This window comes from Silvania hatchlandensis (assembly GCF_025564065.1).
Taxonomy (GTDB): domain Bacteria; phylum Pseudomonadota; class Gammaproteobacteria; order Enterobacterales; family Enterobacteriaceae; genus Enterobacter; species Enterobacter hatchlandensis.
This window is the reverse complement of sequence record NZ_JAMGZK010000052.1, coordinates 258,268-280,162: the sequence shown is the minus strand read 5'-3', so window position 1 is coordinate 280,162 and position 21,895 is coordinate 258,268. Positions and strand designations below refer to the sequence as shown.

Here is a 21,895-nt window from a genome sequence, read left to right as displayed (position 1 = left end):
TGACAACCTTCATACTGGTCACAACCACACCAAAGCATTACACTATGCGGCTTGCAATCCTGAGCCCGAGCAAGTCGATGACTAAAAAACTCCATATAAAAACCTGGGGCTGTCAGATGAACGAATACGATTCATCGAAGATGGCCGATCTGCTGGATGCTACCCACGGATATCAACTGACTGAACATGCAGAAGAAGCCGATGTGCTGCTGCTTAATACCTGCTCAATCCGTGAAAAAGCGCAGGAAAAAGTCTTCCATCTGTTAGGTCGCTGGAAACTTCTCAAAAAGAAAAATCCGGACATCATCATTGGCGTGGGCGGCTGTGTCGCCTCGCAGGAAGGTGAACTGATTCGTACCCGCGCTCACTACGTGGATATCGTCTTTGGCCCACAGACCCTGCATCGCTTGCCAGAGATGATCAACTCCGTTCGCGGCGATCGCAGCCCGGTGGTCGATGTCAGCTTCCCGGAAATCGAAAAATTTGACCGTCTGCCGGAACCGCGTGCCGATGGCCCGACCGCCTTCGTATCTATTATGGAAGGCTGCAACAAATATTGTACTTACTGTGTGGTGCCCTATACCCGCGGTGAGGAAGTGAGCCGTCCCTGCGATGACATCCTGTTTGAGGTCGCCCAGCTGGCGGCCCAGGGCGTACGTGAAGTGAACCTGCTCGGCCAGAACGTTAACGCCTGGCGCGGTGAGAACTACGACGGCAGCACCGGCTCGTTCGCCGACCTGCTGCGTCTGGTGGCGGCCATTGACGGTATCGACCGGATCCGCTTTACCACCAGCCACCCGATTGAATTCACCGATGACATCATTGATGTCTATCGCGATACACCAGAGCTGGTGAGCTTCCTGCACCTGCCGATCCAGTGCGGTTCCGACCGCGTGCTGAACCTGATGGGCCGCACCCATACCGCGCTGGAATATAAATCGATCATTCGCAAGCTGCGTGAAGCGCGCCCGGATATTCAGATAAGCTCTGATTTTATCGTCGGTTTCCCGGGTGAATCCACGGACGATTTCGAGCGCACCATGAAGATCATCGGTGAGGTGAACTTCGACGTGAGTTATAGCTTCATCTTCTCTGCCCGTCCCGGAACGCCTGCCGCCGATATGGTTGACGACGTGCCGGAAGAGGAGAAAAAGCAGCGCCTGTATATTCTGCAGGATCGCATTAACCAGCAGGCCACCGCCTGGAGCCGTCGCATGCTCGGCACCGTTCAGCGCGTGCTGGTGGAAGGTACATCGCGGAAGAGCATCATGCAGCTGTCTGGCCGAACCGAAAACAACCGGGTGGTGAACTTCGAAGGAACGCCGGATCTGGTGGGTAAATTCGTCGACATCGAAATCCAGGAAGTGCTGACCAACTCCCTGCGCGGCAGACTGGTACGTACCGAAGAGGAGATGGGCCTGCGGGTGGCACAAACGCCAGAATCCATCATTGCGCGTACCCGCAAAGAAAACGATCTGGGCGTCGGCGTTTATCAGCCGTGATCTCTGAGGCCTGCCATTTCTGGCAGGCCTTGTATTTCCCCCTCCTGTCCCCCATATATTTCGCAATGCTTGCGCCTTTATTCTCTGGCGTGAATAATTTCATGAGACAGACCCTTTGCTTTCTGGCAACCGAGACATAAGAGGAACGGTTTGAACATAGATACGCGTGAAATTACCCTTGAGCCAGCAGACAACGCTCGCCTGCTGAGCCTGTGCGGGCCGTTTGATGACAACATCAAACAACTGGAGCGACGTCTGGGTATCGAAATTAATCGTCGCGATAACCATTTCAAACTCACCGGACGCGCCATCTGCGTCAATGCGGCTGCGGATATTCTCCACAGCCTGTACGTCGATACTGCCCCGATGCGCGGTCAAACGCAGGATATTGAACCGGACAAGCTTCATCTGGCGATCAAAGAAGCCCGGGTGCTGGAACAGAGTGCGGAGAGCGTGCCGCAATTCGGCAAAGTTATCCATATCAAAACCAAGCGTGGGGTCATTAAGCCTCGCACGCCAAATCAGGCGCAGTACATCGCCAACATTCTCGATCATGACATCACCTTCGGGGTGGGCCCGGCGGGTACCGGTAAAACCTATCTTGCCGTTGCCGCCGCCGTAGATGCGCTGGAGCGTCAGGAGATCCGCCGTATTCTGCTCACTCGCCCGGCTGTTGAAGCCGGCGAAAAGCTGGGCTTTTTACCCGGCGATTTGAGCCAGAAGGTCGACCCGTATCTGCGCCCGCTGTACGATGCGCTGTTCGAGATGCTCGGCTTTGAGAAGGTCGAGAAACTGATTGAACGTAACGTCATCGAAGTGGCTCCGCTGGCCTACATGCGTGGGCGCACGCTGAACGATGCCTTTATCATTCTTGATGAGAGCCAGAACACCACTATCGAACAGATGAAGATGTTCCTGACCCGTATCGGCTTTAACTCGAAAGCGGTCATAACCGGCGATATCACCCAGATCGACCTGCCGCGCAGCACCAAATCCGGACTGCGTCACGCCATTGAAGTGCTGGCAGACGTCGATGAAATCAGTTTTAACTTCTTCCACAGCGAAGACGTGGTACGCCACCCGGTGGTTGCCCGCATCGTCACTGCCTATGAGGCGTGGGAAGAAGCCGAACAAAAACGTAAAGCAGAACAGGCCGCGGAACGCAAACGCGAAGCCCAGGAGCAAGAGCAGAAATGAGTCAGGTTATCCTCGATTTACAGCTGGCATGTGAAGACAATTCCGGTTTGCCGGAAGAGAGCCAGTTCCAGGCGTGGCTGGATGCGGTGATCCCGCAGTTCCAGGAAGAGTCAGAAGTCACCGTGCGTCTGGTGGATGAGGCCGAAAGCCACGAGCTGAACCTGACCTATCGCGGGAAAGATAAGCCGACTAACGTGCTCTCCTTCCCGTTTGAAGCGCCGCCAGGCATTGAGCTGCCGCTGCTGGGTGATTTGATCATCTGTCGCCAGGTGGTTGAACAGGAAGCGAAGGAGCAGCAAAAGCCGCTCGATGCCCACTGGGCGCACATGGTAGTACACGGCAGCCTGCATCTGCTGGGCTACGATCATATTGAAGACGACGAAGCGGAAGAGATGGAATCCCTCGAGACAGAGATAATGCTTGCTCTGGGCTATGAGGATCCGTACATTGCCGAGAAAGAGTAGTCTGTACGGCGGTCTTCCGCCGTATCCACTTTATGTGCCGTCGCGTCTGACCCAGGTCCGCTGCGGCTAACTGAACACCAACAAGAGAACCCTTAACAAACGCCATGAGCGACGACAATTCACACAGTAGCGACACACCAAACAGCAAAAAGGGATTTTTCTCCCTCCTTCTGAGCCAGCTTTTCCACGGTGAACCTAAAAACCGTGACGAACTACTGGAGCTGATCCGTGATTCCGGGCAGAACGAGCTTATCGACGAAGATACGCGTGAAATGCTCGAAGGGGTAATGGACATCGCCGACCAGCGCGTTCGCGACATCATGATCCCCCGCTCGCAGATGATTACCCTGAAACGCAACCAGACCCTGGAGGAGTGCCTCGATGTCATTATCGAGTCCGCCCACTCGCGTTTCCCGGTCATCAGCGAAGATAAAGATCACATCGAAGGGATTTTGATGGCCAAAGATCTGCTGCCGTTTATGCGCAGTGAATCTGAAGCCTTCAGCATGGAAAAAGTGTTACGCCAGGCGGTCGTTGTCCCGGAAAGTAAACGGGTTGACCGCATGCTGAAAGAGTTTCGCTCCCAGCGTTACCACATGGCGATTGTTATCGATGAATTTGGCGGTGTTTCCGGCCTTGTGACCATCGAAGATATTCTCGAACTGATTGTCGGTGAAATCGAAGATGAATATGACGAAGAAGAGGATATCGACTTCCGTCAGTTGAGTCGTCACACCTGGACCGTGCGCGCCCTGGCGCCGATCGAAGATTTTAACGACACCTTTGGCACCCATTTCAGCGACGATGAAGTGGATACCATCGGCGGGCTGGTGATGCAGGCCTTTGGCCACCTCCCGGCGCGGGGCGAAACCGTGGACATTGACGGTTACCAGTTCAAGGTCGCCATGGCCGACAGTCGACGTATTATTCAGGTTCATGTCAGAATGCCGGACGATGCTCCGCAACCCACACTGGATGATTGATTTAAATGGCATTTGCCTCACTGCTTGAACGCCAGCGCATACGTCTGCTGCTGGCGCTGTTATTCGGAGCCAGCGGTACGCTGGCTTTTTCCCCTTATGATATCTGGCCTGCCGCGCTTCTCTCCCTGATGGGGCTCCAGGGCCTGACCCTGAACCGACGCCCTGTTCAGGCGGCGGCGATTGGTTACTTCTGGGGGCTCGGCCTGTTTGGCTCCGGCATTAACTGGGTGTACGTCAGTATTGCCCAGTTTGGCGGCATGCCTGGCCCGGTTAACGTGTTCCTCGTGGTGCTGCTGGCGGCGTATCTCTCGCTGTATACCGGCCTGTTCGCCGGGATCCTCTCGCGCCTGTGGCCGAAAACCAGCTGGCTGCGCGTCGCCATCGCCGCCCCTGTGGTCTGGCAGATAAGCGAATTCCTGCGCGGCTGGGTATTGACCGGTTTCCCGTGGCTGCAGTTTGGCTACAGCCAGATTGATGGTCCGCTGAAAGGCCTGGCACCAGTGCTGGGCGTTGAGGCGATCAACTTCCTGCTGATGGTGGTGAGCGGCCTGCTGGTGCTGGCTCTGGTCCAGCGCAACTGGCGTCCGCTGGTGATGGCGCTGGTGCTGTTAGCCCTGCCCTTCCCGCTGCGTTACATCCAGTGGTTTACCCTTGAGCCGGAACGCGCTACCCAGGTGTCGATGGTGCAGGGTGATATTCCTCAGTCGCTCAAGTGGGATGAAAATCAGCTGGTTAACACCCTGAAAATCTACCTTGATGCGACCCAGACCGAAATGGGCAAGTCGCAGCTGATTATCTGGCCTGAGTCGGCTATTCCGGATCTGGAGATTAACCAGCAGCGTTTTCTCAGCATGATGGACGATCTGCTGCGTGCGCGTAACACCACGCTTATCACCGGTATCGTTGATGCACGCCTGAATAAGCAAAATCGTTACGACACTTACAACAGCATCATCACGCTGGGAAAAGACAATCCTTACAGCTATGAGTCGCGCAACCGCTACAACAAAAATCACCTGGTGCCGTTCGGTGAGTTTGTCCCGCTGGAATCGATTCTGCGCCCGCTGGCACCGTTTTTCGATTTGCCGATGTCCTCCTTTAGCCGTGGCTCGTACGTCCAGCCTCAGTTAAGTGCGCACGGCTTTTTGCTGACCGCTGCCATCTGCTACGAGATCATTTTGGGTGAACAGGTTCGGGATAATTTCCGCCCTGATACGGATTTCTTACTGACCATCTCTAACGATGCGTGGTTTGGTAAGTCGATTGGCCCGTGGCAACACTTCCAGATGGCGCGGATGCGCTCCCTGGAGCTGGCCCGTCCGCTGCTGCGCAGTACCAACAACGGCATTACCGCCGTGATTGGTCCGCAGGGTGAAATCCAGGCCATGATCCCGCAGTTCACCCGTCAGGTGCTCACTACCCGCGTTACGCCGACCACAGGCCTGACGCCTTACGCCCGCACCGGCAACTGGCCAGTGTGGATCCTGACGGCGTTATTGGGCTTTGGTGCCGTGTTGATGAGCCTTCGTCAGCGTCGTAAGTAGTCACCCCTCACCCTAACCCTCTCCCCATAGGGGAGAGGGGACTGTCACTGCACAATCTCATCTTCTGCTCCGCCCTTCTCCCTCTCCCTTTTAGGGAGAGGGCGGGGTGAGGGTCATTTCTGGCACGCCTATTGCTTAGTTAAATCACAGATTCAGTGGTTTGGCTTAACGTGCAACTTAGTCGCACCAGCGCAGTTCAGAGGTAGCACCGTTTCGGTGCAGACAGCGTTTTTTGCCTCCGAATGGTGCGGCGCGCTTCGCAAAAATAAACAATAACGCAGCAAAATCTTTACATTAAGCCAAACTAAATGCTAACAAACACGTATAACACTGCACTCGTTTAGCGCGAGCAATAACAACATCACACTGGGTATCAATGCGTCTCTGACGCTGATAAAAAAGGAGTTGGGTATGCAATTACGTAAACTGGCCACAGCAATGCTGGTGATGGGACTGTCTGCAGGCGTGGTTCACGCTGAAGACGCAGCCCCGGCCGCCGGCAGCACCCTGGAAAAGATTGCTAAAAACGGCGTCATCGTGGTCGGCCACCGTGAGTCTTCTGTCCCGTTCTCATACTATGACAACACGCAAAAAGTCGTGGGCTACTCTCAGGCCTACTCCAATGCCATCGTCGACGCGGTGAAGAAAAAGCTGAACAAACCGGATCTGGAAGTGAAGCTGATCCCAATCACCTCGCAAAACCGTATTCCCCTGCTGCAAAACGGCACCTTCGATTTTGAGTGCGGCTCCACCACCAACAACCTTGAGCGTCAGAAACAGGCTGCCTTCTCCGACACTATCTTCGTGGTCGGTACCCGTCTGCTGACCAAAAAAGGCGGCGAGATTAAAGATTTCGCAGACCTGAAAGGCAAAGCGGTGGTTGTCACTTCCGGTACGACTTCTGAAGTTCTGCTGCACAAGCTGAATGAAGAGAAGAAAATGGATATGCGCATCATCAGTGCGAAAGACCATGGTGACTCCTTCCGCACCCTGGAAAGCGGTCGTGCAGTCGCGTTTATGATGGATGATGCCCTGCTGGCCGGTGAACGTGCGAAAGCCAAAAAACCGGACAACTGGGAAATCGTGGGCACGGCGCAATCGAAAGAAGCCTATGGCTGCATGATGCGTAAAGACGACCCGGAATTTAAGAAACTGGTCGATGACACCATCGCGCAGGTGCAGACCTCCGGCGAAGCAGAAAAATGGTTCGGAAAATGGTTCAGCAACCCAATCCCACCAAAAAATCTGAACATGAACTTTGAGCTGTCTGATGACATGAAAGCCCTGTTTAAAGAACCGAACGACAAGGCACTTAACTAATTAGAACCATTAAGGGCGGGTTCTCCTGCCCTCTCGATTGTCGGGAAGCGCGGACAGACTAAACGCTGAGTGGTCGTTCCCCACTGGGCGTGAAAATTTGCTTCTCACCAATCTTCGAGGGTAGCGCTGCTACCCTTTTTTTTCCGGAGTTTATTATGTCAATTGACTGGAACTGGGGCATTTTCCTGCAGCAAGCCCCGTTCGGCAACACCACCTATCTGGGCTGGCTGTGGAGCGGTTTTCAGGTCACGGTCGCGCTGTCGATCACGGCCTGGGTAATCGCCTTCCTCGTCGGCTCGCTGTTCGGTATTCTGCGTACCGTGCCTAACCGCTTTCTTTCCTCTTTGGGAACCTGTTACGTCGAACTGTTCCGTAACGTTCCGTTAATCGTGCAGTTTTTTACCTGGTACCTGGTTATCCCGGAACTGCTGCCCGAAGATATCGGTATGTGGTTTAAATCTGAGCTGGATCCGAACATTCAGTTCTTTGTCTCCTCCATGCTGTGTCTGGGCCTGTTCACTGCCGCGCGCGTCTGCGAGCAAGTGCGTGCGGCTATTCAGTCCCTGCCCCGCGGGCAGAAAAATGCCGCGCTGGCGATGGGCCTGACTTTGCCGCAAGCCTATCGCTACGTACTGCTGCCAAACGCCTATCGCGTGATCGTCCCGCCGATGACTTCAGAAATGATGAATCTGGTGAAAAACTCGGCCATCGCCTCCACCATCGGTCTGGTGGATATGGCCGCGCAGGCGGGCAAGCTGCTGGATTATTCTGCCCATGCGTGGGAATCCTTTACCGCCATTACCCTGGCGTACGTTCTGATTAATGCCGTAATTATGCTGGTGATGAACCTGGTCGAACGTAAAGTTCGCCTGCCGGGCAACCTGGGGGGCAAATAATGTACGAGTTTGACTGGAGTTCCATTGTTCCCTCCCTGCCCTATCTGCTGGATGGGCTGATCATTACCCTGAAGATCACCCTGACGGCGGTTGTGATCGGCATTGTCTGGGGCACACTGCTAGCGGTCATGCGTCTGTCGGCCTTTAAGCCGATCGCCTGGTTTGCCACTGCTTACGTCAACGTGTTTCGCTCCATCCCGCTGGTGATGGTGCTGCTGTGGTTCTACCTGATTGTGCCAGGTCTGCTGCAGGATGTTCTTGGCCTGTCGCCGAAAAGCGATATCCGCCTGATCTCGGCGATGGTGGCCTTCTCGATGTTTGAGGCGGCGTATTATTCTGAGATTATTCGTGCCGGGATCCAGAGTATCTCCCGCGGGCAGTCCAGCGCCGCGCTGGCATTAGGGATGACCCACTGGCAGTCGATGAAGCTTATCATTCTGCCGCAGGCGTTCCGCGCCATGGTGCCGCTGCTGCTGACCCAAGGTATTGTCCTGTTCCAGGATACCTCTCTGGTCTATGTATTGAGTCTGGCAGACTTCTTCCGTACCGCCTCCACCATCGGCGAGCGCGATGGTACTCAGGTCGAGATGATCCTGTTCGCAGGTGCGGTCTATTTTGCAATTAGCTTAAGCGCGTCGCTGTTGGTCAGCTGGCTGAAGAAAAGGACAGTCTAATGATTTCCCTGAAAAATGTTTCTAAATGGTATGGGCACTTTCAGGTGCTGACCGATTGCTCCACGGAAGTAAAAAAGGGTGATGTTGTGGTGGTCTGCGGGCCTTCCGGCTCGGGCAAATCAACGCTTATCAAAACCGTGAACGGCCTGGAGCCGGTGCAGAAAGGCGAGATTGTTGTCAACGGCACGAAAGTGAACGATAAGAAAACCAATCTGGCCAAGCTGCGTTCCAACGTTGGGATGGTGTTCCAGCATTTCGAGCTGTTCCCGCACCTGTCCATTATCGAGAACCTGACGCTGGCGCAGGTCAAAGTGCTAAAACGCGATAAAACAGCTGCACGTGAAAAAGCGCTGAAGCTGCTGGAGCGCGTAGGCCTGACTGCGCATGCGGATAAGTACCCGGCGCAGCTCTCTGGCGGTCAGCAACAGCGCGTGGCGATTGCCCGTGCGCTGTGTATGGATCCGGTGGCGATGCTGTTCGATGAGCCTACGTCCGCACTCGATCCGGAAATGATCAACGAAGTGCTGGACGTCATGGTACAACTGGCGCAGGAAGGCATGACCATGATGGTGGTGACTCACGAAATGGGCTTTGCCCGCAAAGTGGCCAACCGGGTGATCTTTATGGATGAGGGTAAAATCGTCGAGGATTCGGCAAAAGAAGAGTTCTTTGCTAACCCGCAGTCTGAACGCGCTAAAGACTTCCTCGCCAAAATTCTGCATTAATCTCCCGGTGTGCAATGGCAGGATTGCACACCGATTCACGTTTTCGCTCTCAGCTTCTCGTGAGCTGACAGAGCAACGGAGCCGCTCATACGGGAGCTGATCATCACAAGTTCGGTCGTTACCGACTATGATATTTGGTTCCCGACGGCAGATCAGCTGTGTGTTATCTTATACAAATTATTAACAACTCAATGTGTTGTATCATGAAAAGATATTGAATCAAATAATTCATATCGATTTAAGAAAAAAAAAGTAGCGAAATCTTCCTTCTCTGGCTAGCATCCTCAATCCTCAGACAAAGCAAATACATCTTCAAATATAGTTTTTAATTATATAATTCAAGATATATATATTTAGCCCTGGAAAATTAGCGCTTACTCTCCTTAACGCCATATTGAGAATGATTCTCATGGCGATAGCGCCCACACGACTTCAATAAATGAAACAAAATGGATGTTGCTTCATGAAGAACTTTAAAAATAACCTGCTAGCCAGCTTGTATATTGTGCTTTTCTGGTGCTATTACGCCAGTGCCGACGTTGCGAACAGCTCGGTCAATCAAAAAGAACAGGACAAAGCACGGCAAGATACATTATCGCCAAATGAACAGGTATATTCCTCATCCCGGCAATCTGCATCTGCAGAAGAGATTGTTTTTCCGATAGAAAAAAATTGCAGAGTTATAGAACGAGTCACTATTAAATCTGATAATGATAAATTAACCAGCAAGCTATTGGGAAAAATAACCCACCAGGCGCTGAATAAGTGCCTGGGGATTAATGGCATTCGCCTGCTTTCTCACAAACTGCAAAATGAACTTATCGTCCAGGGATATATTACATCTCTAATTGATGTCCCATCTCAATCATTGGACAGCGGCGACCTTCTGTTAACGTTGACGTATGGTAGGGTTGGCGAAATTACGTTTAGCCCTGAAACACGCAACACCACGAGCTTATGGAACACAATGCCTCTGGAAAGGGGTGACATTTTGCGTCTGTCCGACCTGGAACAAGGCATAGCGAACCTGCAACGACTTCCTGGTACCCAGGCACAAATGCAGCTTGCGCCGGGTGAGCAGTTTGCTGAAAGCAGTATCACACTTACCCGCAATCTGGACAAAAAATGGCAGATCGGTGCATGGCTTGACGATGCCGGCAGCCGGCGCAGCGGTCGCTATCAGGGCGGAGGTGCGTTATACCTGTACGACATCACAGGGCTTAACGATCTGTTTTACGTCTCGGCGGGTGGCGATATGGAATTCAACCAATCCGAAGACGGTAACAGCAATGCCAGCCTCTACTACTCCATTCCCTTTGGTTACTGGACACTGAGCGTTTACGCCGGGCAAAGTGAATATCGCCAGCTTTTCAAGGGGAGCTGGATCACGACCGATTACACCTCAAAAAACCGTTACTACAGCACCAGTCTGTCCCGGGTGCTTTCCCATACCCGTGAGCAGAAAACCACGCTCATGGGTAAGATATTTAAGAATCGTTCACGCTACTATTTAGCAGGAAGCGAACTGATGGTCATGCGTAAGCAAAACCCCGCCTGGGAGCTGACCCTTAACCATCAACGCTATTATAACGGCAAAGTCGTGGATGCCAGTTTAGGCATTCAGCGCCGCCTGCCCTGGCTGAGTTCATCCCCCACGCCGGAGGAAGAGGCGCAACTTTATACGAAGCAATCTCGTGTTGTGCATGCTAACGTCCAGGCATTAATGAAATTTGCCGCAACGGGGAATAAATTCACCTATGCCCCGCAATTCACCGCGCAATTTAGCCCTGATACATTATCGTCCGATAATAAAATAAATATTGGCAATCGCTGGACGGTGCGGGGATTTGACGGTGAAACCACGCTCTCCGGAAATCAAGGCTGGTACTGGCGTAATGATTTTATCTGGGACCTCCCTCTGCCTGACCAACAATTTTATGTCGGCACCGATATTGGGAAAATTATCGGTGATAGCGAATATTATGACGAAAAAATCATGTCGGGCGCGGTACTCGGGGTTAAAGGCGAAAAGTTCCAGACCAGCTATAACCTATTTATTGCGACGCCCATTGCTAAACCGGGTAATTTACACAGCGAAGCCTTGAATTTAGGTATGTCATTAAACTGGAGGTTTTAACCCTCAGCACTAAGTTGTTTTCACTCCATCACCATTAACTTTAATTTAAAGGAATAAATAAATGTTTAAAATTAATCTAATTCATATCGCCCTGGCGACCGCACTCACCTCAACCGTCACATGGGCAGATCCGGGATCCTATACGCTGGCAACCGGACCAAAGGTTATTGATATTGAAAAACCCAACGATGCAGGGGTTTCACATAATATCTATCGCAGCTTTGATGTTGACCAGAAAGGGGTTATTTTAAATAATAGCATTGACAATATCCAACATAGCACCTACGGAAATATTGCCAGAAACAATAATCTCAACGGTGCTGCGGCATCAATGATAATTAACGAAGTGGTTTCGACTCAGGCCAGTACGCTGCAAGGTTTTATCGAAGTCGCTGGCCAAAAAGCAGATGTTATTGTGGCGAACCCTAACGGTATTACCTGCTCAGGATGCAGCTTTATCAATACCAAAAGAGCGGTGTTGACGACAGGCTCGGTCAATCTGAATGAAAGCGGCGCGGTCGATAACTACAAAATCACGAACGGTAATATTACTATCGATGGTAAAGGCCTGACCGCGAATAATGACTTTACCGTTCTGCTCGCTGACGCCATTAACATTAATGGCATGATTAATACCAATCAGATGTCTATTGCGGCAGGCAACTTTACCCTTGACGATAAAAGTGGAAGTATAGTTTCCTCTGGCAAGGCGGCGACCGCACGTGAGTTTCGCGATAATAAACTGAGCATCGACATCTCTCAGTTAGGGGGCGTGCGTGCCAATTCCATCACCATGGTCGGTACTAATCTTGGCTTTGGTGTGCGTAACAAAGGCGCTATTGTTGCCAATAACAGACTGCTCATGACCAGCAACGGAAGGTTGACTAACGATGGAACAATGGAAAGCCATGGGGTTAATGGTGTCGGGGCGCAGTTCACCTCTGCCAGCACACTGGAGAATAACGGAACCATTGCTGCCACTAGCATGATGCTTATTAACAGTTCCGATAAACTGGTTAATAAGGGAACCATCACCAATTCAAGCCGATTGATAATGCAAGCCGCCGGGGATATTGAGAATCATGGAAATATAAAGGGCGCAGCGGCACTGGTGATGGGAACAGGCGGTAGTCTCACCACACAGTCGGGTTCATCTATGAAATCAGACGGTCTGCTGTCCATCAATAGCTTAAATAATATGAACCTCAAGGGTGACATCCTCGGCAACGATGTTACACTTAACTTTGGCGGTAGCCAGTTCAATGCTGTGGGCTCTGTAAAGGCAAATTCATCACTCAACATTCTTTCCTACAATAATACTGACAACACCACTCCTGGTAATGGTAATATTAATGTTTCAGGAGAATTGCTTGCCGCCAGTAATTTACAAGTGAAAACCAATGGCAAGTTCTCTAACCAGGCTAGCGGTGAAATTTGGGCTGCATCTTATTCAATTAACAGCAACGCGTTCGAAAACCGTGGGGATTTACGAGGTGATAACGCGCAAATCTCCGCCAATAAATTCGATAACTACAATATAATGTACAGCGATCGTCTTAATATCAATACCACTGGCAATGTGTACAATGAAGGAACAATGCAAGGTTCTGCTGAGATGATGATTGATACAACACTCAATGGCAAAATCATCAACCGTGGCTTAATTCACACAGAAGGTACACTGACCCTGACAACCAATCGTGTTGAAAACGGCGGATACAGATGCGGCTTGTTTGGCTGGCGAACCTGTAGCGTCGGTACACTTTCCGCAAACAAACTGGTATTGAATTCAAAACACGACTATTCCAGCCAGATGGGCGGCACACAAAGATTTAAATTAGCTGAAATTAATACCTTTTAATTTCTGACTAAACAACGATGCGCAACCTCCGCGCATCGTTGTTTTATTTTTTTACGGTTCAAAAGGCCGACGCTGGAACTGGTCATGACCGCATTTCGGACAGACCGGCAGCAGATCCGGAGTATAGACCGCCAGATGGAAGTGACAATTCTCACACACCAGATTACCTAATCCGACCACCTCACCACTGTGATACACACCGTGATGATTCAGATCCTGAAACACCTCGCGCCATTCCAGCTGGGTTTTATCGGTGATGTCAGCCAGCTCCTGCCACAGACTCTCTTTGATCACCCGCATAAACACGCTATCGGTGACCTCATCCTGGCTCTCTTCATAACTGCGGGCGAACTCTTCCAGATCGCGGCGCACCGCGCGCGTTACCTCTTCCACCTCGGTGCGCGTCAACTCACCCGTCTGCATTACTCGTACTCGCGCCTGTGCGACCAGCGCATCAATATCACGCTCGCCGTTACGCAGACGTTCAGTCAATGTTGCCACCAGTTCGCGGTAAAATTGAGCAACCTTGTTCATCATTTTGCCTCCCGGGTAAGTAACTCTCTCTAATGATAGACCTTATTTCCTCACCGCTCTGTCAGCTCCACCACACTCTGCGTAAATTCCTGCAAGGGGCTTTTGAGGTAAAGGCTGTTTTGACGCGGGCGTTTGGGCTATGCTAAGCGGATCTGAAATACCACATCCATTGGCTACGTTTGTAGCAGTAATGAACACAGGACCACTGGCAGCCATGCAAGAGCAATACCGCCCGGAAGAGATAGAATCCAAAGTCCAGCAACACTGGGACGAGAAGCGCACTTTTGAAGTCACTGAAGACGAGAGCAAAGAGAAGTATTACTGCCTGTCGATGCTTCCCTATCCTTCTGGCCGACTACACATGGGCCATGTGCGTAACTATACCATCGGTGATGTGATCGCCCGCTACCAGCGCATGTTAGGCAAAAACGTCCTGCAGCCGATTGGCTGGGATGCGTTCGGTCTGCCTGCTGAGGGGGCTGCGGTCAAAAACAACACGGCGCCTGCGCCGTGGACCTACGACAATATCGCCTACATGAAAAACCAGCTCAAAATGCTGGGCTTTGGCTATGACTGGAGCCGTGAGCTGGCGACCTGTACCCCGGAATACTACCGCTGGGAACAGAAGTTCTTCACCGAGCTCTACAAAAAAGGGTTGGTTTACAAGAAAACCTCCGCCGTTAACTGGTGCCCGAACGATCAGACCGTGCTGGCAAACGAACAGGTTATCGACGGCTGCTGCTGGCGCTGCGACACCAAAGTTGAGCGCAAAGAGATCCCGCAGTGGTTTATCAAAATCACCGCCTACGCTGACGAGTTGCTGAATGACCTCGACAATCTGGATCAGTGGCCTGATACCGTTAAGACCATGCAGCGTAACTGGATTGGGCGTTCTGAAGGCGTGGAAATCACCTTCAACGTAGAAAACTATGATCACACGCTGACCGTCTACACCACCCGTCCGGACACCTTTATGGGTGCGACCTACCTGGCCGTGGCCGCAGGTCACCCGCTGGCGCAGAAAGCAGCAGAGAACAATCCGGAACTGGCCGCGTTTATCGACGAATGCCGCAACACCAAAGTGGCCGAAGCTGACATGGCGACGATGGAGAAAAAAGGTGTTGCTACCGGATTCTACGCCACGCACCCACTGACTGGCGAAGCGATCCCGGTCTGGGCGGCCAACTTCGTGCTGATGGAATACGGAACGGGCGCGGTGATGGCCGTTCCGGGTCACGATCAGCGTGACTACGAGTTTGCCAGCAAATACCATCTGAACATCAAGCCCGTTATCCTGACGGCAGACGGTTCAGAACCGGATCTGTCTGAGCAAGCATTGACCGAAAAAGGCGTGCTGTTCAACTCCGGAGAATTCAGCGGTCTGAGCTTTGAAGACGGCTTTAATGCTATCGCCGACAAACTGGCTGCGCTGGGCGTGGGTGAACGTAAAGTTAACTACCGTCTGCGCGATTGGGGCGTTTCCCGTCAGCGTTACTGGGGCGCGCCAATCCCGATGGTGACTCTGGAAGATGGCACCGTGCTGCCAACCCCGGAAGATCAGCTGCCGGTGATCCTGCCGGAAGACGTGGTGATGGACGGGATCAGCAGCCCAATTAAAGCTGACCCAGAGTGGGCGAAGACCACGGTCAACGGTCAGCCTGCGCTGCGTGAAACCGACACCTTCGACACCTTTATGGAGTCCTCCTGGTACTACGCGCGCTACACCTGCCCGCAGCATCAGGAAGGCATGCTGGATTCTAAAGCGGCGAACTACTGGCTGCCGGTAGATATCTACATTGGCGGGATCGAACACGCCATCATGCACCTGCTCTACTTCCGCTTCTTCCATAAGCTGATGCGTGACGCAGGCCTGGTGAATTCCAACGAACCGGCTAAACAGCTGCTGTGCCAGGGCATGGTACTGGCCGATGCGTTCTACTACGTCGGTGTCAATGGCGAGCGTAACTGGGTCTCCCCGGTAGATGCTATCGTTGAGCGCGACGAGAAAGGCCGTATCGTAAAAGCGAAAGATGCTGAAGGTCACGAGCTGGTGTATACCGGTATGAGCAAAATGTCGAAGTCGAAAAACAACGGCATTGACCCGCAGGTGATGGTTGAGCGTTACGGCGCCGACACCGTGCGTCTGTTCATGATGTTTGCGTCTCCGGCAGATATGACCCTCGAGTGGCAGGAATCCGGCGTTGAAGGGGCTAACCGCTTCCTGAAACGTGTCTGGAAACTGGTTTACGAACATACCTCTCAGGGTGCGGTTCCGGCACTCGACGTTGCGGCCCTGAGCGATGATCAGCAGGCGCTGCGTCGTGATGTGCATAAAACGATTGCGAAAGTGACCGATGATATTGGCCGTCGTCAGACCTTCAATACCGCAATTGCGGCTATTATGGAATTGATGAACAAGCTGGCGAAAGCCCCGCAGGAAGGTGAGCAGGATCGTGCCTTAATGCGTGAAGCGCTGCTGGCCGTTGTCCGTATGCTGAACCCGTTCACCCCACACGCCAGCTTTACCCTGTGGCAGGAGCTGAACGGCGAAGGCGACATCGACAACGCACCGTGGCCGGTAGCAGATGACGCTGCGATGGTAGAAAACACCACCCTGGTCGTCGTTCAGGTTAACGGTAAAGTACGCGGTAAAATTACTGTTCCGGTTGATGCAACCCAGGAGCAGGTCCGCGAACGTGCATGCCAGGAACATCTGGTGGCGAAGCATCTGGATGGCGTTACCGTACGTAAAGTGATCTACGTGCCCGGTAAACTGCTGAACCTGGTCGTTGGCTAAGCGCGGGAGGAAGCGTGCGACAACTGGCAACATTACTGTTAGCGCTGGCGGTGTTAATCACCGCTGGCTGTGGCTGGCATCTGCGTAACACCACGCAGGTTCCGGTACAGATGAAGAAGATGATTTTCGATTCGGGCGATCCTAATGGTCCGCTCAGCCGGGCTATTCGTAATCAACTGCGTCTTAACGGCGTTGAACTGGTCGAAAAAGGGTCCCTGCGCCAGGATATCCCGTCATTGCGTATCTTAAACTCGACCCTGGGCCAGGATACCGCTTCCATCTTCCAGGATGGTCGTACTGCGGAATACCAGATGGTGATGGAAGTGCATGCTGCGGTGCTGATCCCGGGAAGCGATATTTACCCGATCTCCACCAAGGTTTATCGTTCGTTCTTCGATAACCCGCAGACCGCACTGGCGAAAGACGCTGAGCAGTCAATTATCATCAATGAAATGTACGATAAAGCAGCGGAGCAGCTGATCCGTAAGTTGCCGAGTGTCCATACCGCTGAAAAAGAGCATGCCGGGCAGGATAAACCTGCGGCGGCGTCCTCGCCTCGCGTCACCTCGACGCTGGGTCAGTAATGCTCAGGTTGTACCCTGAACAACTCCGCGCGCAGCTCAATGAAGGGCTGCGCGCGGCGTATCTGCTACTTGGAAACGATCCGCTGCTGCTGCAGGAAAGTCAGGATGCCGTGCGCCAGATTGCCGCGACTCAGGGCTTTGACGAGCACCACAGCTTTACCCTTGATAACAGCACCGACTGGCAGGAGATCTTCTCGCTCTGTCAGGCGATGAGCCTGTTTGCCGCCCGACAAACTCTGCATATTCAGCTCCCGGAAAACGGCCCGAATGCGGCGATCAACGAACAGTTGGCGACGCTGGTTAGCCTGCTGCACGACGATCTGCTGCTGATTATCCGCGGGAACAAACTGACCAAAGCTCAGGAAAATGCCGCCTGGTACAGTGCGCTGGCAACCCGCTCGGTGCTGGTGACCTGTCAGACGCCAGAGCAAGCGCACCTGCCCAAATGGGTTGCTGCACGGGCAAAGCAGAACAATCTTCAACTGGACGATGCGGCAAATCAGCTACTTTGCTACTGCTACGAAGGGAATCTGCTGGCCCTTGCCCAGGCCCTCGAGCGTCTGTCGTTACTCTGGCCTGATGGCAAACTGACTTTACCGCGGGTGGAGCAGGCCGTCAGCGACGCCGCGCATTTCACCCCCTTCCACTGGGTCGATGCCCTGCTGTCCGCGAAGAGCAAACGCGCCCTGCATATTCTGCAACAGCTGCGCCTTGAGGGTAGCGAGCCGGTTATCCTGCTCAGAACCTTGCAGCGTGAGCTGCTGCTACTGGTGACGCTGAAACGCCAGTCGGCTCACACGCCCCTGCGCGCCCTGTTTGATAAGCACCGCGTCTGGCAGAACCGTCGCGGCATGACCACCGAGGCCCTGAACCGCCTCAGCCCGGAACAGTTGCGTCAGGCTGTCCAGCTACTGGCGCGTACCGAGCTGACACTGAAGCAGGATTATGGTCAGTCGGTGTGGTCAGAGCTGGAAAGTCTCTCTTTGCTGCTGTGCCACAAGGCACTGGCCGATGTCTTTATAGAGGGTTGAGATGCATAGGCTCCAGGCCCTGTTTGGCGGCACCTTTGATCCCGTACACTATGGTCATCTAAAACCGGTCGAAATACTGGCGAATCAGATTGGCCTGCAGTGCGTCACGATCATGCCCAACAACGTGCCGCCGCACCGTCCGCAGCCGGACGCCAGCAGCACTCAACGCAAGCACATGCTGGAACTGGCAATAGCGGATAAACCGCTGTTTCGCCTCGACGAGCGCGAACTGCGCCGCGACAGCCCGTCATACACGGCGCAAACGTTACAGGAATGGCGCGTCGAACAGGGGCCAGAGACGCCGCTGGCGTTTATTATCGGCCAGGATTCCCTGCTCACCTTCCCGAGCTGGCATCAGTATCACACCATCCTCGAGAACAGCCATCTGATCGTCTGTCGCCGTCCCGGCTATCCGCTGACGATGAGAGAGGAGCAACATCAGCAGTGGCTGGAGCAGCACCTGACGTATCAATCGGAAGATCTGCACAGTCTCCCCGCCGGTAAAATCTACCTGGCTGAAACGCCGTGGTTTGATATCTCGGCGACGCTAATTCGCCAGCGCCTGCAGCAAGGGCTACCCTGTGATGAGATGTTACCGACTGCGGTGCTGCGTTACATCCAGCAGCAGGGGTTGTATCAGAAAAGCGACAACTGAGCGGCGGCTGAGAGAAAAAGCGCGCCATTCGCGCTCTCGCCATTGACACCCCCATCCAGGCTGATATCCTCCGCAGCCAGACTGCCCGCCATGCATTGTTTTACAAAAACTGTTTTACAAAAATGGCGATGCAATCTCCGGCAGAGGGTGGGATGATACCCGCCTTCATCAGCCTGTCCGGTGACATTTGTCCCGACACCGCGGCCAGTTCAGGTATACTGTCTGGCTACGATTTTACCGTTACTCAATCTCACTCCCCAGGGGGAAAACTTGCAGGGTAAAGCACTCCAGGATTTCGTTATCGACAAAATTGATGACCTGAAAGGTCAGGACATCATTGCTATCGACGTACAAGGCAGATCAAGCATCACCGACTGCATGATTATCTGCACCGGTACTTCCACTCGCCACGTTGCTTCCATTGCTGACCATGTGGTTCAGGAATCACGCGCTGCCGGCATGCTGCCGCTGGGTGTGGAAGGCGAAGCTACCGCTGACTGGGTCGTCGTTGACCTCGGCGAAGTGATTGTCCACGTCATGCAGGAAGAGAGCCGTCGCCTGTATGAGCTGGAAAAACTCTGGGGTTAATGCGTGAAGCTGCAACTGGTAGCCGTCGGCACGAAAATGCCCGACTGGGTACAAACCGGGTTTACTGAGTATCTGCGTCGCTTTCCAAAAGATATGCCGTTTGAGCTGGTGGAGATCCCCGCCGGTAAGCGCGGCAAGAATGCGGATATCAAACGTATTCTCGATAAAGAGGGTGAACTGATGCTGGCCGCCGCCGGCAAAAACCGCATCGTCACTCTCGATATTCCGGGCAAACCCTGGGATACGCCGCAACTGGCGCAGGAGCTCGAGCGCTGGAAGCTGGACGGTCGCGACGTCAGCCTGTTAATTGGCGGTCCGGAGGGATTATCCCCGGCCTGCAAAGCGGCAGCAGAACAAAGTTGGTCACTCTCCGCGCTGACGATGCCCCACCCGCTGGTTCGGGTGCTGGTGGCAGAAAGTCTCTATCGCGCGTGGAGCATCACGACCAACCATCCTTATCACCGTGAGTAATCATTAAGTCCTGGATGAATTAAGCAGCGGATGAAACTACAGAATTCTTTTCGCGACTATACGGCTGAGTCTGCGCTGTTTGTGCGCCGGGCGCTGGTTGCCTTTACGGGGATTTTGCTGCTGACTGGCGTGCTGATCGCCAACCTTTATAATCTGCAGGTTGTCCGTTTTACAGATTACCAGACACGTTCCAATGAAAACCGCATCAAACTCGTCCCTATCGCCCCCAGCCGCGGCATTATTTACGATCGCAACGGTACCCCGCTGGCGCTCAACCGGACGATCTATCAGATAGAGATGATGCCGGAGAAGGTCGATAACGTCCAACAGACGCTGGATGCCCTGCGCGGCGTGGTCGATCTGAACGACGACGATATTGCGAACTTTAAAAAAGAGCGTTCGCGTTCGCATCGCTTTACCTCTATCCCGGTGAAAACCAACCTCACCGAAGTCCAGGTTGCCCGCTTTGCGGTTAACCAGTACCGCTTCCCTGGCGTTGAAGTGAAAGGCTACAAACGCCGCTTCTATCCCTACGGCTCGGCGCTAACGCACGTTATCGGCTATGTTTCTAAAATCAACGACAAAGACGTCGACAGGCTGGATAAAGACGGCAAGTTAGCCAACTATGCGGCAACCCACGACATTGGCAAACTCGGTATTGAGCGCTACTACGAAGACATTCTCCACGGCGAAACCGGTTATGAAGAAGTGGAAGTCAACAACCGTGGCCGGGTAATCCGTCAGTTGAAAGAGGTACCGCCGCAGGCCGGGCATGATATTTACCTGACGCTGGATCTCAAACTCCAGCAGTATGTCGAAACCCTGCTGGCAGGCAGCCGTGCAGCGGTGATTGTGACCGATCCCCGCACGGGCAGCATTCTGGCGCTGGTGTCAAACCCGAGTTACGATCCGAATTTGTTCGTTGACGGTATTTCCAGCAAAGATTACGCCAGCCTGCTCAACGACCCTAATACGCCGCTGATCAACCGTGCAACGCAGGGCGTTTATCCCCCGGCCTCTACGGTGAAACCTTACGTGGCGGTGTCGGCGCTCAGCGCCGGGGTAATCACCCGCAATACCGGTCTCTTCGACCCGGGCTGGTGGCAGCTACCGGGCTCTGAAAAACGCTACCGCGACTGGAAGAAATGGGGCCACGGCCATCTGAACATCACCAAATCGCTGGAGGAGTCGGCGGATACTTTCTTCTATCAGGTCGCCTACGATATGGGTATCGATCGCCTCTCCGAATGGATGGGCAAATTTGGCTATGGTCACTACACCGGCATCGACCTGTCGGAAGAGCGCTCCGGCAACATGCCAACCCGCGAGTGGAAGCTAAAGCGCTTTAAGAAACCGTGGTATCAGGGTGACACCATCCCGGTCGGCATCGGCCAGGGTTACTGGACCGCCACCCCGATTCAGATGAGCAAAGCGCTGATGATCCTGATTAACGACGGCGTCGTAAAAGTCCCGCATCTGCTGATGAGTACGGTAGAAAATGGCAAAAAAGTGCCGTGGACGCAGCCGCACGAGCCACCGGTGGGTGATATCCATTCCGGTTACTGGGAAATTGCCAAAGACGGGATGTACGGCGTAGCAAACCGCGCTAACGGTACGGCACACAAATACTTTGCCGGTTCACCGTATAAAATTGCGGCCAAATCCGGTACGGCGCAGGTCTTTGGCCTGAAGGCTAACGAAACCTATAACGCGCACAAAATTGCTGAACGTCTGCGTGACCATAAGCTGATGATCGCGTTTGCCCCTTACGATAACCCGCAGGTGGCGGTGTCCATTATTCTGGAAAACGGCGGTGTCGGCCCGGCGGTCGGTACCATCATGCGCCAGATCCTTGACCACATTATGCTGGGTGACAATAACACTGAATTGCCGAGCGAAAGCCCGGCAGCCGCCGGCGCGGAGGACCAATAA

Annotated in this window: 19 protein-coding genes; 18 read left to right on the top strand and 1 reads right to left on the bottom strand. The window is 53.3% G+C overall.

Annotated features, from left to right (window positions below):
• Positions 1-77 precede the first annotated feature (77 nt).
• The 11 genes from miaB to M8014_RS16900 all read left to right on the top strand — a co-directional run bounded on the left by miaB (position 78) and on the right by M8014_RS16900 (position 13,303).
• Complete coding sequence (gene miaB, locus M8014_RS16950; protein ID WP_271283563.1) at positions 78-1,502, top strand: tRNA (N6-isopentenyl adenosine(37)-C2)-methylthiotransferase MiaB; 1,425 nt, start codon at positions 78-80, stop codon at positions 1,500-1,502.
• A gap of 150 nt (positions 1,503-1,652) precedes the next feature.
• Positions 1,653-2,699, top strand: coding sequence for a PhoH family protein (locus M8014_RS16945; protein ID WP_271283562.1), 1,047 nt, complete (start codon positions 1,653-1,655; stop codon positions 2,697-2,699).
• Complete coding sequence (gene ybeY / locus M8014_RS16940; RefSeq protein ID WP_271283561.1) at positions 2,696-3,163, top strand: rRNA maturation RNase YbeY; 468 nt, start codon at positions 2,696-2,698, stop codon at positions 3,161-3,163. The genes M8014_RS16945 and ybeY overlap by 4 nt, the downstream gene beginning before the upstream one ends.
• Before the next feature lie 104 nt (positions 3,164-3,267).
• A complete protein-coding gene (corC, locus tag M8014_RS16935; RefSeq protein ID WP_271283560.1) occupies positions 3,268-4,146 on the top strand; it encodes a CNNM family magnesium/cobalt transport protein CorC in 879 nt (292 codons plus the stop codon).
• Positions 4,147-4,151: 5 nt separating this feature from the next.
• Entirely contained in the window at positions 4,152-5,690 is a 1,539-nt protein-coding gene (gene lnt, locus M8014_RS16930) for an apolipoprotein N-acyltransferase (protein WP_271283559.1), read from the top strand.
• Between the two features lie 411 nt (positions 5,691-6,101).
• Positions 6,102-7,010, top strand: a complete 909-nt coding sequence (locus M8014_RS16925; RefSeq protein WP_271283558.1) for an amino acid ABC transporter substrate-binding protein — start codon at positions 6,102-6,104, stop codon at positions 7,008-7,010.
• A 155-nt stretch (positions 7,011-7,165) separates the two neighbouring features.
• Complete coding sequence (gene gltJ, locus M8014_RS16920; RefSeq protein WP_271283557.1) at positions 7,166-7,906, top strand: glutamate/aspartate ABC transporter permease GltJ; 741 nt, start codon at positions 7,166-7,168, stop codon at positions 7,904-7,906.
• Positions 7,906-8,580, top strand: a complete 675-nt coding sequence (gene gltK / locus M8014_RS16915; RefSeq protein ID WP_271283556.1) for a glutamate/aspartate ABC transporter permease GltK — start codon at positions 7,906-7,908, stop codon at positions 8,578-8,580. Before gltJ ends, gltK begins: the two co-directional genes overlap by 1 nt.
• Positions 8,580-9,305 carry an amino acid ABC transporter ATP-binding protein gene (locus M8014_RS16910; protein ID WP_271283555.1) on the top strand — a complete coding sequence of 242 codons (726 nt, stop codon included), beginning with the start codon at positions 8,580-8,582 and terminating at the stop codon, positions 9,303-9,305. Before gltK ends, M8014_RS16910 begins: the two co-directional genes overlap by 1 nt.
• Before the next feature lie 463 nt (positions 9,306-9,768).
• A complete protein-coding gene (locus M8014_RS16905) occupies positions 9,769-11,442 on the top strand; it encodes a ShlB/FhaC/HecB family hemolysin secretion/activation protein (protein WP_271283554.1) in 1,674 nt (557 codons plus the stop codon).
• Positions 11,443-11,503: 61 nt separating this feature from the next.
• Positions 11,504-13,303, top strand: a complete 1,800-nt coding sequence (locus M8014_RS16900) for a filamentous hemagglutinin N-terminal domain-containing protein (protein ID WP_271283553.1) — start codon at positions 11,504-11,506, stop codon at positions 13,301-13,303.
• 51 nt (positions 13,304-13,354) lie between these two features.
• Here M8014_RS16900 and M8014_RS16895 read toward each other — a convergent pair whose 3' ends face one another.
• Positions 13,355-13,837: a zinc ribbon-containing protein gene (locus tag M8014_RS16895; RefSeq protein WP_271283582.1), complete on the bottom strand. Its 483-nt coding sequence runs from the start codon at positions 13,835-13,837 to the stop codon at positions 13,355-13,357.
• 214 nt (positions 13,838-14,051) lie between these two features.
• Here M8014_RS16895 and leuS point away from each other — a divergent pair, with 214 nt between their 5' ends.
• The 7 genes from leuS (at position 14,052) to mrdA (ending at position 21,895) form a co-directional block, all read left to right on the top strand.
• Positions 14,052-16,634, top strand: coding sequence for a leucine--tRNA ligase (gene leuS / locus M8014_RS16890; RefSeq protein ID WP_271283552.1), 2,583 nt, complete (start codon positions 14,052-14,054; stop codon positions 16,632-16,634).
• A 14-nt stretch (positions 16,635-16,648) separates the two neighbouring features.
• Complete coding sequence (gene lptE, locus M8014_RS16885) at positions 16,649-17,218, top strand: LPS assembly lipoprotein LptE (RefSeq protein WP_271283551.1); 570 nt, start codon at positions 16,649-16,651, stop codon at positions 17,216-17,218.
• Positions 17,218-18,249 carry a DNA polymerase III subunit delta gene (gene holA, locus M8014_RS16880; RefSeq protein WP_271283550.1) on the top strand — a complete coding sequence of 344 codons (1,032 nt, stop codon included), beginning with the start codon at positions 17,218-17,220 and terminating at the stop codon, positions 18,247-18,249. Before lptE ends, holA begins: the two co-directional genes overlap by 1 nt.
• 1 nt (position 18,250) lies before the next feature.
• A complete protein-coding gene (gene nadD / locus M8014_RS16875; RefSeq protein WP_271283549.1) occupies positions 18,251-18,904 on the top strand; it encodes a nicotinate-nucleotide adenylyltransferase in 654 nt (217 codons plus the stop codon).
• A gap of 270 nt (positions 18,905-19,174) precedes the next feature.
• Positions 19,175-19,492, top strand: a complete 318-nt coding sequence (rsfS, locus tag M8014_RS16870; protein WP_271283548.1) for a ribosome silencing factor — start codon at positions 19,175-19,177, stop codon at positions 19,490-19,492.
• 3 nt (positions 19,493-19,495) lie between these two features.
• Entirely contained in the window at positions 19,496-19,963 is a 468-nt protein-coding gene (gene rlmH, locus M8014_RS16865; protein WP_271283547.1) for a 23S rRNA (pseudouridine(1915)-N(3))-methyltransferase RlmH, read from the top strand.
• Between the two features lie 30 nt (positions 19,964-19,993).
• Positions 19,994-21,895, top strand: coding sequence for a peptidoglycan DD-transpeptidase MrdA (mrdA, locus tag M8014_RS16860; RefSeq protein WP_271283546.1), 1,902 nt, complete (start codon positions 19,994-19,996; stop codon positions 21,893-21,895).